Here is a 13,783-nt window from a genome sequence, read left to right as displayed (position 1 = left end):
AAAAAACGGAATAGCCTTTTTTCATTCGACGAGTTCAAGGTTCTGAATCGCGTACAGTTCGAAATATGCGCCACGTTTACGCATCAACTCTTCATGACGACCGAGTTCCGTGATTTGACCATTTTCAATCACGACAATCTTATCAGCATCCGTAATCGTCGACAGACGGTGGGCGACAGTGAACGTCGTCCGTCCTTTCGCGAGACGGGCAAGCGAATCTTGAATCATCGATTCACTTTCTAAATCTAGTGCACTCGTTGCTTCATCCAGAATGAGAATCGGTGGGTTCTTCAAGAAGACACGGGCAATCGCCAAGCGTTGCTTCTGTCCTCCTGATAACTTAACGCCTCGTTCTCCGACCGCCGTCTTGTACCCTTGCGGCAGCCGTTCAATGAACTCGTGTGCATTCGCCGCCTTCGCAGCAGCAATCACTTCCTCTTCCGTTGCTTCCGGATTTCCCATCTTGATGTTCATTTCGACCGATTCGCTAAAGAGAATCGATTCTTGCATGACCATCCCGATTTGGTCACGTAGACCGCGTAACTTCAAATCACGAATGTCAACGCCGTCAAGCGTAATCCGTCCGGATGAGACATCGTAAAAACGAGGAATCAGACTGACGAGTGTCGATTTCCCTCCACCTGACATCCCGACGAAGGCGATTCGTTCCCCGGCCTGGACGTCGAGCGTCAACCGGTTGATCGCCAGTTCGCCATCTTCTTCATAAGAGAAGCTGATGTCTTCGAACTGGACGTTTCCTTTAACAGCGACCGGATCTTTCGCATGTGCTTTTTCCGTAATATCATACGGTTCGTCTAAAAATTCAAACATCCGGTCCATTGAAGCGATCGATTGTGTCAACGTCGTTGACGAGTTGACGAGTCGACCGAGTGGTGCATAGAGACGGTCGATGTAGCCGATGAAAGCAACCATCGTCCCGATTGTCACTTGTCCGTTCAAGACAAAAAAGGCAGCCGTACCAAAAATCAAAATCGGTGCAAAGTCGGTAATCGTCGAAACGACGACGTAGGTCCTTGCATTCCAGTTCGTCTGACGAAGTGCCGCTTTTAAGAAACCATCATTTTGACCTTTGAACGCTTTGTTTTCATGTGGTTCAAGGGCGAAACTGCGGATAACTGCCATTCCGTTGACCCGCTCCGTCAAATGTCCTTGGAGTTCCGCAAGTGCTGCTGAGCGGTCGCGCGTCAAACTGCGGAGCCGTCCATAAAAGAACTTCACGGCAAAGGCATAAAACGGCAGTGGAATGATTGCGACGAGCGTCAGCTTCGGATTGATCGTCCACATGATGGCAATCGCAATAAAGATCGTAATCATATCGAGCCATAAGTTCATCAAACCCGTTACAACAAAATCTTTTGTTTGTTCGACATCGTTGATGATTCGGGAGATGACTTCCCCGGTTTTCGTATTTGAATAAAACCGAAGTGATAATTTCTGAACATGATCAAACAAATTATTCCGTACGTCGAACAAAATTTTCGACGCCGACCACTGTGCTAAATATTGACGGACGAATTCAAGTGGTGGTTTGACGACGAGGAAGACGAAGAAGCCCGCTCCAATCAAATACGCCAGTTCCTTACTCCGCTCTGCAAGCGGTACCGTATTATCGGTCAGGAGGTTATCGATGATGTACTTATACAGTAACGGTAATCCTAACGGAATCGAAAACTTGATGATCCCGACGAACACCGTCAAGAGGATTTGTTTTTTGTACGGCTTGACGAACTGCATGTAGCGACGAATCGAACCTGGCGCCTTATTTTTCTGTTGTTGAGTTTCCTTACCCATGATGATTCACTTCCTTCAATTAAAAAAAGACGATGGCGAACCATCATCTCCGATATCTTGTTTCATATTCACGATACCACGTTTCAACGAATGCCGGATTGAACGGACCTTTCCGACTTCGAATCCACTGGATTAAAATCTGGACGTTGTCCTTCAGGATACGATCAATCGCTTTCGGATAATTCATTTCCCGGCGATGTTTCTCGTACTCATCCTCATCCAAAATCATATACGACATGTCCGGATACACCTTAATGTCTAAATCATAATCAATGTACTTGACTGCTCGATCCTTTTCATCAAACGTCGAAGGTGACCCTAGGTTACAGTAATAGTAGATTCCATCCTCTCGAATCATACAGATTACGTTAAACCAGAGTTCTGTCGAAAAATAACAAATCGCGGGTTCGCGTGTCCGCCACTGACGACCATCCGATTCACTGACCATGATTCGATCATTGAATCCAATCAATTCTTCTTCCGTCGATTTAAGCACGAGCGTTTCTTCCCAAACTCTGTGTAAGCTGCCATTATGTTTGAAACTTTGAATCTCAATCTTGCTACCTTCTTTTGGGAATCGACTCATGTGCTACTCCTTTCTGAAGCTTTTTTATTCAATTTTTCTATACTCTCGTGCTTATTATACCCATTTTCAGAACACATGAAAAACGAAAGGGTACTTTTTCAGAAAAATGACTGTGATTTATTAACTAAAGTAGTCTAAAATCGCGCGTTTCCGTTGATTGAACATCGGTTTGAGAATCAGTAGATCGACAATCATTTTCGGAAAATAAGATTTATAGAGTAATTCATCAATCATGTAGACCCCGTCCGGACGCTGTTCGACACGGTGGAGATGACACCAAGCAGCGAACGGGAACGGGACCTTGACCCCTACATCAACGAAAGCATGTTGACCGACAATCGGAATCAGTGACTCCCACTCGACGAAAATGGGCGGAAGACCGACTTTAAGCTGAATCGTGTTTCCGGCGATTGTCCGCGTATCACCAATCGTTTTCACTTTCGGGAAAACCGTCATTCCCGTTAATGCTTTCGCATCGCCTAAAAACGTCCAAGCCTGCTCTAACGTCGCTGTTACTTTCGTTTCCGTACGAAATGTATTCATGTAGTCTCCTCCTTTAATAGACGATCGATTTTCATTTGTGCGACTGATATCGGCTGCTTGACGTACGTTGCTTCATCCATCAGTACCGTTCCTTCAGGTTGCGTCGCGACACGGTAAATACTGACTTCCCAAATCCGGTGTGAAAAGATATGTTTAATCTTCCCGACATACGTTCCGGGTACGGTTTCCGTCGATTCGACTAACGGATATTGCCACATACCCGCGAGCAGTCCCGTATCCGGTCGCTGTTCGATTGCAACTTTCCCTGCTTCTTCGTAGACGAGAGCGTCGTATTGAATCGTCTGCGTTTTTCCTTTTTTCGTTTTGACCGGTAACTCACCTTGGGCATTTCGCTCGTACGCAAAACAGACGTCATTGACGGGACATAACCCACACATCGGAGATTTCGGTGTACAGACGATTGCCCCGAGCTCCATCAATCCTTGGTTGAAGCTCGACGGATCAAGCGGATCAATCAGTTCATGGACCGCTGCCTCGAACAGTTTCCGTGTTTTCGGTGCGGCGATGTCTTCATAAATCCCAAGCACCCGCGATAAGACGCGCATGACATTTCCATCGACTGCCGGTTCCGCCTGACCGTAAGCAATTGACAGGACTGCTCCCGTCGTATACGGTCCGACACCACGTAAGCTTTCAAAAATTTCTTTTTCGTCAGGAACAATTCCACCATATTTTTCAACAACTTCTTGAACGGCGATTTGAAGATTCTTAACACGGGAATAGTATCCTAAGCCTTCCCAGTATTTTAAGACTTCGCTTTGCTCTGCCGCCGCTAAATCGTGCGGCGTCGGAAAACGGTCCGTGAAGCGATTATAATAAGGGATGACGGTATCGACACGCGTCTGTTGTAACATGATTTCACTAATCCAGATGTGGTAAGGATTTTTCGTTTCTCGCCATGGTAACTGGCGTTGTTCACGTAAAAACCATGCGACCAATTCGGTTGTGAACGTTCGTTTGTTAAAGTTTATGAAATATTCTTGAACGGGGATCAAATGTCTACCTCTTTTCTACAAAAATACGTTATAGTGAATGAAAATTACCCGGAACGCTTACACTTGTTTGTTTATCCGTACCATTACTACTTTTAGAGGAGCGAATTCGCATTGGATACTGGTACACATATCGGAATGGGACTTTGTCTCGCCGCCATCGCAACACTTGAACCGGATGTCGCAGCAAGCGCAACACTCTTTGCTGCCGTCACGACCACTGCCTTAGTCGGATCGCACGCCCCCGACTTTGACACGGTTTTTAAATTTAAAGGGAACGGTGCTTACTTGACGCAACACCGTGGAAAATCCCATGGATTGATTGCCCTACTCGCTTGGCCGTTACTCTTATCAATCGTCATCGGCACCTTATTCGGCGTACCACCTACTTCATTATGGCTGATGGCGCAGATCGCTGTCGCCCTTCATGTCTTCGTCGATCTGTTTAACGCCTATGGCACACAAGCTCTGCACCCCTTCAAACAGACCTGGATTGGTTGGGGTGTCATCAATACGTTCGATCCGTATTTATTCACGATGTATTACGGCGCTTTCGGAATCTGGGTCCTGACACGCGCGACCATCGTCATTTTCCCGATTTTAATCGTCATCGTCGCGATTTATTACGCCGTACAGTTTAAACTCCGAAATGATGCCCTGGCGACGGCAGCCCGTTACTATGGCGGGGCCCACAAGTTATTCATCTCGCCCGGAATGAAGTGGGACGAGTGGCACGTCGCAGCACGACTGCGCGACGACTATTCCGTCGTCAAAATCAACTCTGGTGTCGTCGTCGAATGCGGAAACTTCCGCATCAAAGAGGAACCGCATGGGGATTCACTCTATGAAGTCGTCAAACAAAATGAGGACTTGAAAGCTTTCCTCGCCTTCTCAAAAATCCACACGTATACGGTATCCCGAAAAGATGGCATCGTCGAATATCGTTTCACGAACTTACGGTACTTCACAAAAGATGTCTACCCATTCGTTGCCGTCGTCCGAATCGACGAGGCGTCCCAACAAATCGTCAGTTCTTATACGGGTTGGGTCTTCAGTGAACGGACACTGCAAAAGAAACTGATTATCCCTGCTTTATAAACAAAGACTCCGTGTCCGTGGTCAACCGACCAAGACAGGGAGTCTTTTTCTGTTCATTTACTGGACGTCGCGTCCGAGCATCAAGTGCTTAAACTTTTCATTCGATGTATTGAAGCGGTGCAACATCGCGCCATGTTGTTTGATTTGTTGCTCGACGAATCGTACGGCGACAGCCTCACCTTGATATTTTTCGCCTGCCCGGGCAAGCGTCGCCTCAAAATCTTCCCAAAGGACTTCGACCCATGTCAATGCCTCGATTGGCGTTAATACCGGATTGACGGCTTGTAATTCTCCTGCTAGTTGCTCTAGTGCCGCTGTGCGGTTTTCTTCCATCATACACCCTCCTCAGAATGAATCAGCGCAAGCGGAATCGCGACTTCGTTGACGGTTCCTTCAAAATGCCCCCAACCCATGACGCCGTTGACGAAATGTAATTCGAATGCCGCCTCTTCCCCTTCGACTTGGTAAAGTTGTCCGGTTTCGAACTGACTTGCATCGACGAGATAACTTTGTGCCATCGCGATTTTCCGAATGACAACTTCGACTTCACTCATGTTCCCATGCTGCTCCGCTTTTCTTTTTTGTTCGTTTAGTTTCGTGACGAGCATTTCTAATTCGTATTTCGATAATTGACTCATCCGTGTTTCCATCAAAAAACTCCCCCTCTTCGTCATTAGTATATACGAAAAGGAGGAGTCATATCATGGTGTTAGCTCGATTTCAGCTCAAGATTCCGTTTGCTTTGAAGGGCGTACATCTTCGCGTAAATCCCTTTTTCCGACAAGAGCACGTCATGTGTACCACGCTCCATGATTTGACCGTGATCGAGGACGATGATTTCATCGGCATCTTTAATCGTCGACAACCGGTGCGCGATGATGAAGGTCGTCCGTCCTTTCGTCAACGTCAGCAAGGCTTCTTGAATCATCGCTTCCGTCTCGGAATCGACACTTGCCGTCGCTTCGTCAAGAACGAGAATCGCGGGATCAAAGGCAAGCGCACGGGCAAAACTGATTAATTGCCGTTCCCCCGCAGACAAGGTCGCACCTTTTTCGATGACCGGCTCGTCTAAGCCATGCGGAAGTCGATCGATGAAGCGGTCTGCTCCGACGGCAACGATTGCCTGGCGGACACGTTCTTCCGAAATCGATGGATTATCCAGTGTAATGTTCGAACGAATCGTTCCTGTAAACAAGAACGGATCTTGTAAGACGATTCCCATGTGGTCACGGACCGCTTGTTTCGGTAACGTCGTAACATCTTGTCCGTCAATCAGGAGATGACCGGACGAAGGATCATAAAAACGCATCAACAGGTTCATGATTGAGCTTTTCCCACTCCCCGTATGCCCGACGAGGGCGATGGTCGCACCAGGACGTGCCTCAATCTCGATTTGACGTAAAACCGGATACCCCTCTTCATAGCTGAATCCGACGTCTTTAAACTCGACGCGCCCTGCGAAACGGGGAATCCGACCTTGTTCGACCGGTTCACCTTTTTCGTCGAGCAACTGGAACATCCGGTCGGCCGAGACGAGGGCTTGTTGGAGCGGTGACAGTTGATTCATGATTTGTGTGACCGGTTCGAACAGACGCGACACGTAATCAATGTAGGCATAGAGAATTCCGAGTGATAAAAATGTCCCGTTCGTTAAACTTTGACCGGCAACGACCCAAATCAATAAGGCGAGCGTCAAGTTTTTTAAGAAATACGATAAGTTGTGTGACATCAATGCATCGAGCCGTAACAGTTTCGCACGGGTCTGATAGTTCTCTTCATTTTTCTGTTCGAATTCAGCGAGCACTTCTGCTTCACGGGCGTACGACTGAATGATTGGCATCGTCTGGATGTTTTCATTCAATTGTCCGTTCATATCCGCGACGAGTGCCCGGACTTTAAAGTTGTTTTCCGTCGCAAACTTTTGGAACAGTTGAATCCAAAAATAGACGATCGGGATAATGGCTAAGGAAACGAGACCCAGCCGGACATCCAGGAAGAACATCGCGACGAGAATCCCTGCCATCGTGATGATGCCTGAGAACACACGCGCCAGGACACCGAGGTAGAGATCCCGGATCGTCTCCGTATCGTTCGTGACACGACTGACGATTTTACCAATCGGTGTCTGATCGAAGTAACGGACCGGCAAGCGTTGCAGATGTGAAAAGACATCAAGCCGCATCCGTTTAACGATTTTATGCGCTGAGCGTTGCAATAAGATTTGTTGGACCCAGTTCAGGCCCGCTGCGATCAACAGCAAAATGATATAAAAGAGCGATAACCAACCAATCGCCTTTAAGTCCGAGGCATAAAAATCATAGACTTGTCCTTGCGTGAGCTTTTCGACACCGGCGTACCGAAACGTTTCCTCTCCTCGCGTGACAGTTAACGTGTCCCCCGCGACTTGACGTTCGCCACCACTGACGACTTGTTCCGGAACGAAATAATACCCCGCCTTCGACTGGACGATCGAGATCGGACCGATGACCGCCGACTTCGGAACGTCTTGCGACTTCGCAAAACGTCGTCCGTCATAACCGACCGTCCCGCCCGATTCGACTTCCACCCAATCTTTTTCGATTGCGACGATGTGTTCGTCGATGATGATTTTTGCGATATACGGTCCTGTCAGTTCAGCTCCGACCGCTAAAACGAGCAGGAAAAGCCCGAGAAAAATCGCGCGTTTCTCATGCATCGCATAGCGGACGAGTGAACGAATCGTCGTTTTCCGTCTGACGGGATCGAGTAAATAATTTTCTTGTTCAGTCAATTTCAGCACCTCCTGCCTTACGCTTCTTCACTTTGTCGTTCGAATTGTTCCGCATACCAGCCACGTCGTTCCATCAGCTGTTCATGCGTCCCCCGCTCACTGATCACGCCGTCTTGTAAGACGAGAATTTCATCCGCATGCGCGACGGCAGACAACCGGTGCGCAACGATCAATGTCGTTGACTGGTGACGGTTCGTCCGGATCGCGTCGATGATTTGTGATTCCGTTTTCGCATCGACGGCTGACAACGAGTCGTCGAGCAACAGCAACTCCGGTTTCTTCAACATCGCCCGGGCAATCGACAAGCGTTGTTTCTGTCCACCGGAAAGCGTGACTCCCCGTTCTCCGACCATCGTTTGTAACCCTTGGTCAAGCGTCTCGATATCCGACGTAAAGGCCGCTAAACGAATCGCTTCTTGCAATTCAGCTTCCGTCGCCTCACCCGCCCCGAACAAAATGTTATCGCGGACGGATTTTGAGAAGAGTAAATGCTCTTGCGAGACATAGCCCGTCCACCCGCGAACGGTCTCCAGTGCGACATCTTCATAGGGTGTTCCATTTACTTTCAACATGTCTCGTCCAATCGGATACTCCCGTAAAAATTGGCGTAAGAGCGTTGTTTTCCCAGATCCAGTCGGACCGACGATTCCAATCGTCTGTCCATGCTTGATCGTCAAATCAATCCCGTGTAACGACGGATGATTCGTCTCTGGATACGTGAACGTCAAGTTAGTCAGAGCAATCATTTCCGGTCGCACAACTTCGACTTTCGGTGTCGATGTAATCAGCGGCTTGACACGCATCGTCGCTTCTAAGCGATCGAGACTCGCCGTCCCGCGCTGGATGACGTTGATGAGCTCACCGAAGGCATACATCGGCCAAATCAACATCCCGAGGTAAATATTGAAAGCGACGAGCTGCCCGAGCGTAATATCGTTCGTAAAGACAAGGTACGTCCCGAACGACAGACCAATTAAATAGCTGACGCCGACCAATAACTTGATGATCGGTTCGAATAAGACATCGATTTTTGCGACATGCATGTTTTTTTCGAAGACATCCGTCGTCGTGTCATCGAATTTTTTGACATCAATCTCTTCTTGGACGAACGAGCGGATGACACGAAGTCCGGAAATCGATTCGACGACCTGGTCATTCATCGTTCCAAACGCATCTTGGGCGACGATGAAGCGGCCGTGAATTTGACTTCCGAGCTTGTTCATCGCATACGCGAGGAGCGGCATCGGAAGGAGTGCTGCGAGCGTCAGTTTCCAATCGATTGCGACCCCCATCACGACGAGGGTGATCGCCGTCATATTCAACGAATCGACAAGCGTCAACACACCGAATCCGGCTGTTCGTTCGACCGCTTTTAAGTCATTCGTCGCGAGCGCCATCAAATCTCCTGTTCGGTTCTTTTGATAAAATGTCGGCGTCAATTTTAATAAATGTGTAAAGAATCGGCTTCGTAATGTCCGTTCGAGTAAAAATGCCGTCCCGAACAATTTCGCGAGCCATAGATACGTCAAAATAAACGAAGCGATCGAAATTACGAGCAGTCCGACGACATATTGAATCAGTGTCGTCCGGTCCATCGACCCGGACCGTAACCCGTCAATCACTTTTCCAATCAGCCACGGTGGCGTTAAATCAATAAAACCCGTGATAATCAAGAGTACGACGGCAATCAGATAAGATGTTTTGTGTTCTTTTAGAAACCAACTGAGTTGGCGAAATAATCGCACGATGGTTCCCCCCTTTGTGTCATGTTATGGTGTTCCTGTTTTTTCCGAACGCACAAAAAAGGCATACTGATTTCCGGAAGCAGCCGAGAATCAATATGCCTTGAAAAGACGATATGAATCAAAAATATGGTCTGCGCGCTCGGGGAACGGATTCCCTGTCAATCGCACACTAAAATGAGTGTTTATACGAGTTCGAGAGTCTCCGCCATATTCAACTGTCCAATAGTAGATGCGATAACAAGTTGCTTTTTCATGTGACGGTTCCTCCTTTTCTTAATCTGAGCGTAGAATAGCACAATTGTCGGACAATTGTCAATTTTCCATCTTGCTTTTTAGGAGAACGAGTTTTCAGTTTTTTCAAAAGGAGAGGCGCTTGTCAGATTCCTTCTTCCTCTTCTTGCTTGACCTGTTCGATGACTGTTGCCACGATTGCATATGGGAACCCTTTTCGAACGAGTGCTTGTTTCGTTTTTTGTTCACGGGCAAATGGCTCCAGTTTATGATATTTCGGATAATATTTACGCGCTTGATAGAGCGCCGCCTCTTCTTCCGCGTCGACTTCGACTTCCTCAAAGACGATTTGAAACCCTTGTTGCGTCACTTCTGAAGAAAAACCACGTTGCATCAGAGTTTGTTGCAGTTTCTGTTTCAATTCCCGGACCGAACGCCGCGCTAATTCCTTTTGTTTTTGGCGCAAGAACTTGACGACCTTCTCAAGCTCTTCTTCTTCCGTAAACTGTCGTAACGCTTCATCGATAAACTCTTTTTTTACCTTCAATGCTGCTAAATCACGCCGGATTCGTCCCGGACCTTGGGGAGTCGTCGCTTTTTTCGTCGCCGTATAGGCAAGGGCAAACTGCTGGTCATCGATATACTTTTGTTCCGTCAGGCGCTGAATCGCATGTTTGATTGCGTGTTCCGGCGTTTCCTTTTCGATCAAATGCGTTTCGACTTCGCTCGTCGCCCGCATCCGGTAAGACAAATGGTTCAACGACAACCGGTAAGCTTTTTGTTCTTCTTCCGCCGTCAACACTTCCTTGACGAAGTCGTCATCGATTTCCTTATCACGCTCAAGGTTATATTTAATTAAGATGTCAACATCGACGGCAAACGCATACTCTTCTTTTCCGTCCCGTTCGATATAGATATTAAACCGTTCATTATTTTTCTTTTGGGTTGAAATCCGTTTAATCTTCAAGGGGGTATCCTCCTATATGAAACTGAATACTTAACGATAACATGCTTCCTCATGTTTGAGTGAAACTGACAAACGGGAACATATGTACAAGATTGTTGAAAGGGATGATACAGATGAAGATTGCGATTACAGGTGGGACAGGAATGATTGGGCAGGCGCTCTCGAAACGATTGATTGCGGAGGGGCATCATGTCTATATTTTGACCCGGTCCGTACAAGACAACACAGAACACACTACTTACGTTGAGTGGTTGACGTCGTCCGCCGCTCCAGAACAGCAGCTTGAAGGAGTCGATGCCTTTATCCACCTGGCTGGCGCTTCCATCAATGATGGTCGCTGGACGGAAGAACGGAAACAAACGATTCTGCAAAGCCGGATCGATTCGACGAAAGAGTTAGTCCGCATCAACCAGGCATTAACAACGAAACCGGCTGTCGTCCTCTCCGCTTCCGCTGTCGGCATCTATGGACAGGACCGGCACCAGACATTCACGGAGGAACAGCCACTCCCGCCGACAAGTGACTTCCTCAGTCAAGTCTGCGTCAAGTGGGAAGCGTTAGCCCAACCAATCGCTGACCTCGGGATTCGGCTCGTTCATCCACGGATTGGTGTTGTCCTCAGTAACGAGGGTGGAGCCTATCCATTGATGCGCTTACCTTATAAACTTTTCGGTGGCGGTACGATGGGCGACGGAAAACAATGGGTCTCTTGGGTTCATATCGATGACCTCGTTGAATTATTCATCTTTGCCCTTAAAACAAATCAACTCACTGGTCCACTTAATATTACGGCACCGCATCCAGAAACGATGCGCCAGTTCGGAAAAACGATCGGGAAAACGTTACATCGTCCTCACTGGTTACCAGCTCCGCGCTTTGCTCTCGAACTCGCACTCGGTGAAAAAAGCGTCATCGTCCTCGAAGGAGCACGCGTCATTCCGAAAAAAGCACTCGAAAATGGGTTCAAGTTTCGGTATGCTGAATTAAAGGATGCACTAAGCAACTTAGAGCAGACAAACTAATACAGGGGCTGACGAAACGTTGAACGTATTAATACGCAATGCACATATTTTCCCGATCACAGCAGATAGTTTTTATGGTGATATTCGCATCAAGGATGGCAAAATCCACGAAATCCACGAGTTACTTGACGTTCAAGACAACGAACGTGTCATCGAAGCCGAAGGACGCTTTTTATTGCCAGGCTTCATCGACGCCCATACTCATCTCGGGCTTTATGACGAAGGAACGGGAACGGTCGGAAATGACGCCAACGAAACGATTTTCGCAATGACACCACACCTGCGTGCGATTGACGGCGTCTATCCGCTGGACGAAGGATTCAAGGAAGCGATTGAACATGGTGTCACGACCGTCCAAGTCATGCCGGGCAGCATGAACATCATCGGTGGTGTGACGAGTGTCATCAAAACGCACGGACGCTTTATCGATGATATGATTTTACGGAAATATGCCGGTCTGAAGATTGCGCTTGGTGAAAACCCGAAACGTGTCCACAGTGCCGGACGTGCAGGAGAATTGACGCGCATGGGCATCATGGGTATGCTACGCGAAGCGTTCCTCGAAGTGAAGATGCAACGGACGGCAGATACGTTCGCTCACCGAATGATTGAACGCGTCCTGAATAAAGAGATGCCACTTCGCGTCCATGCACACCGGGCGGATGATATCCTGTCTGCCATCCGCTTCGCTGAAGAATTTAATCTCGATGTCCGGATCGAACACTGCACGGAAGGTCATCTCGTCGCAAAAGAATTACAACAATTGCCGATTGAACACGTCACCGTCGGACCGACCTTTACGCGTAAATCAAAAATCGAGCTTAAAAATAAGACATGGGAGACGTACCGTGTCCTTCACGAACACGGTCTTGAAGTGTCCATTACAACTGACCATCCATATACACCCGTCCAGTATCTGAACTTGTGTGCGGGACTCGCCGCCCGTGAAGGCTTACCCGTCGACATTGCCCTCCGCGCCATCACAATCAATCCAGCTCGTTCGCTTGGCGTATCGGATCATGTCGGGTCGATCGAAGTCGGAAAAGATGCTGACTTAGTGTTATGGAGCCATTTCCCACTTGATTATTTAGCGAAACCGTTGATGACGATGATTGACGGAAAAGTCATTTTTGAACACACGCATTTAACCTCGATGTCTTAAAAAATCAGCCTTTGATTTTAACGCTAAACCGTTGAAAATCAAAGGCTTTTTTCTTTGTGAAAAACAGTCATTTCCATTTGCAAAAATTGTCTTGTTTTTGTATGTTTTTTCACAAAAATTATTTACTTGCATTTTTAAAAAAAGAAGGTAATATTATCTTATCCGACAACTGAAGAAGGCATACCATGCGCGGTTCAAACGAGTCAGACAGGTAGCTTTCGACAATCATTCTAGCGGTCTTAAGAAGGAGGAATGGAAGTATGCTCAAGCAACGGGAGCTGAGCGACTGCGCTGATTTGTTCGAACTGATGCAGCATCAAGACGTATATCCGTACGTCCGCCAAAAAACACGGTACTTTGATGAATTTCTGTTTACTACAAAGCAGGCAATCGAAGAGGAAGAACGTGGTGAACTTGTCTCACGTACAATCCTGGATGAATTCGATCAACCAATCGGTACAATTAGTTTACTCGATATCGAAGGACATTATGGTTTTCTCGGTACATGGTTAGGTAAACCGTATCATGGAAAAGGCTATAACAACCTCGCAAAAGAAGCGTTCTTTTCTGAGCTGTTTTTCGAACTCGGTTTCGAGAGTGTCTTCATGAAGATTCGCCAGACGAATATCCGTTCACAAAAAGCAGCTGAAAAATTACCTTATGCCTTTTGTGCGGATGAACTCCGTCCGACGTTACTCGAACAATTGAATACAGGCGAGACCCAGTTCACGCTGTATGAAGTATCAAAGTCGAGTTTCCACATGTACATTCATGGTCGTGAGCTCGAAACGGTCTACGAACAACAACTCGAAGCATGAGTGGCATCGCCCACTC

The 13,783-nt window shown here is 47.5% G+C and carries 13 protein-coding genes; 4 read left to right on the top strand and 9 right to left on the bottom strand.

Annotated features, from left to right (window positions below):
* Nucleotides 1-21: 21 nt before the first annotated feature.
* The 4 genes from AC0VYQ_RS03520 to mutY all read right to left on the bottom strand — a co-directional run bounded on the left by AC0VYQ_RS03520 (nt 22) and on the right by mutY (nt 3,957).
* Nucleotides 22-1,812 (bottom strand): ABC transporter ATP-binding protein, encoded by a 1,791-nt coding sequence (locus AC0VYQ_RS03520; RefSeq protein WP_159173885.1) that lies wholly within the window; start codon nt 1,810-1,812, stop codon nt 22-24.
* A 43-nt stretch (nt 1,813-1,855) separates the two neighbouring features.
* Complete coding sequence (ntdP, locus tag AC0VYQ_RS03515; RefSeq protein ID WP_029332781.1) at nt 1,856-2,398, bottom strand: nucleoside tri-diphosphate phosphatase; 543 nt, start codon at nt 2,396-2,398, stop codon at nt 1,856-1,858.
* A 120-nt stretch (nt 2,399-2,518) separates the two neighbouring features.
* Nucleotides 2,519-2,941 carry a hypothetical protein gene (locus tag AC0VYQ_RS03510; protein WP_214802438.1) on the bottom strand — a complete coding sequence of 141 codons (423 nt, stop codon included), beginning with the start codon at nt 2,939-2,941 and terminating at the stop codon, nt 2,519-2,521.
* Complete coding sequence (gene mutY / locus AC0VYQ_RS03505; protein ID WP_214766616.1) at nt 2,938-3,957, bottom strand: A/G-specific adenine glycosylase; 1,020 nt, start codon at nt 3,955-3,957, stop codon at nt 2,938-2,940. Before mutY ends, AC0VYQ_RS03510 begins: the two co-directional genes overlap by 4 nt.
* 111 nt (nt 3,958-4,068) lie before the next feature.
* Here mutY and AC0VYQ_RS03500 point away from each other — a divergent pair, with 111 nt between their 5' ends.
* On the top strand, nt 4,069-5,052 hold the full coding sequence (locus AC0VYQ_RS03500; RefSeq protein ID WP_214766618.1) for a metal-dependent hydrolase: 984 nt from the start codon (nt 4,069-4,071) through the stop codon (nt 5,050-5,052).
* Nucleotides 5,053-5,109: 57 nt separating this feature from the next.
* On the opposite strand, the gene AC0VYQ_RS03495 is transcribed toward AC0VYQ_RS03500, so the two are convergent.
* The 5 genes from AC0VYQ_RS03495 to AC0VYQ_RS03475 form a co-directional block, all read right to left on the bottom strand.
* Nucleotides 5,110-5,385 carry a YfhJ family protein gene (locus tag AC0VYQ_RS03495; RefSeq protein WP_051667383.1) on the bottom strand — a complete coding sequence of 92 codons (276 nt, stop codon included), beginning with the start codon at nt 5,383-5,385 and terminating at the stop codon, nt 5,110-5,112.
* Nucleotides 5,385-5,702 carry a DUF1811 family protein gene (locus AC0VYQ_RS03490; protein WP_214808550.1) on the bottom strand — a complete coding sequence of 106 codons (318 nt, stop codon included), beginning with the start codon at nt 5,700-5,702 and terminating at the stop codon, nt 5,385-5,387. The genes AC0VYQ_RS03495 and AC0VYQ_RS03490 overlap by 1 nt, the downstream gene beginning before the upstream one ends.
* A gap of 59 nt (nt 5,703-5,761) precedes the next feature.
* Nucleotides 5,762-7,822, bottom strand: a complete 2,061-nt coding sequence (locus AC0VYQ_RS03485; protein WP_475404266.1) for an ABC transporter ATP-binding protein — start codon at nt 7,820-7,822, stop codon at nt 5,762-5,764.
* A 17-nt stretch (nt 7,823-7,839) separates the two neighbouring features.
* Entirely contained in the window at nt 7,840-9,567 is a 1,728-nt protein-coding gene (locus AC0VYQ_RS03480) for an ABC transporter ATP-binding protein (protein WP_475404265.1), read from the bottom strand.
* 376 nt (nt 9,568-9,943) lie between these two features.
* Complete coding sequence (locus tag AC0VYQ_RS03475) at nt 9,944-10,765, bottom strand: RecX family transcriptional regulator (protein ID WP_214845902.1); 822 nt, start codon at nt 10,763-10,765, stop codon at nt 9,944-9,946.
* Between the two features lie 113 nt (nt 10,766-10,878).
* Here AC0VYQ_RS03475 and AC0VYQ_RS03470 point away from each other — a divergent pair, with 113 nt between their 5' ends.
* From AC0VYQ_RS03470 to AC0VYQ_RS03460, 3 genes are all read left to right on the top strand, one after another.
* Nucleotides 10,879-11,787: a TIGR01777 family oxidoreductase gene (locus AC0VYQ_RS03470; protein ID WP_475404264.1), complete on the top strand. Its 909-nt coding sequence runs from the start codon at nt 10,879-10,881 to the stop codon at nt 11,785-11,787.
* A gap of 19 nt (nt 11,788-11,806) precedes the next feature.
* Nucleotides 11,807-12,949, top strand: a complete 1,143-nt coding sequence (locus AC0VYQ_RS03465; RefSeq protein WP_159173892.1) for an amidohydrolase — start codon at nt 11,807-11,809, stop codon at nt 12,947-12,949.
* A 260-nt stretch (nt 12,950-13,209) separates the two neighbouring features.
* Nucleotides 13,210-13,767 carry a GNAT family N-acetyltransferase gene (locus AC0VYQ_RS03460; protein ID WP_029332770.1) on the top strand — a complete coding sequence of 186 codons (558 nt, stop codon included), beginning with the start codon at nt 13,210-13,212 and terminating at the stop codon, nt 13,765-13,767.
* Nucleotides 13,768-13,783 lie beyond the last annotated feature (16 nt).

Source organism: Exiguobacterium sp. QJM3NY_9 (genome assembly GCF_056173545.1).
The sequence above is the reverse complement of the archived record's forward strand: the minus strand, read 5'-3'. Positions and strand labels throughout refer to the sequence as shown.

Bases quoted from the DNA above. Each gene is read 5' to 3' on its own strand.
- AC0VYQ_RS03470 (WP_475404264.1), top strand. From the start codon at position 10,879: ATGAAGATTGCGATTACAGGTGGGACAGGAATGATTGGGCAGGCGCTC.
- AC0VYQ_RS03460 (WP_029332770.1), top strand. From the start codon at position 13,210: ATGCTCAAGCAACGGGAGCTGAGCGACTGCGCTGATTTGTTCGAACTG.
- ntdP (WP_029332781.1), bottom strand. From the start codon at position 2,398: ATGAGTCGATTCCCAAAAGAAGGTAGCAAGATTGAGATTCAAAGTTTC.
- AC0VYQ_RS03510 (WP_214802438.1), bottom strand. From the start codon at position 2,941: ATGAATACATTTCGTACGGAAACGAAAGTAACAGCGACGTTAGAGCAG.
- AC0VYQ_RS03520 (WP_159173885.1), bottom strand. From the start codon at position 1,812: ATGGGTAAGGAAACTCAACAACAGAAAAATAAGGCGCCAGGTTCGATT.
- AC0VYQ_RS03490 (WP_214808550.1), bottom strand. From the start codon at position 5,702: ATGGAAACACGGATGAGTCAATTATCGAAATACGAATTAGAAATGCTC.
- AC0VYQ_RS03495 (WP_051667383.1), bottom strand. From the start codon at position 5,385: ATGGAAGAAAACCGCACAGCGGCACTAGAGCAACTAGCAGGAGAATTA.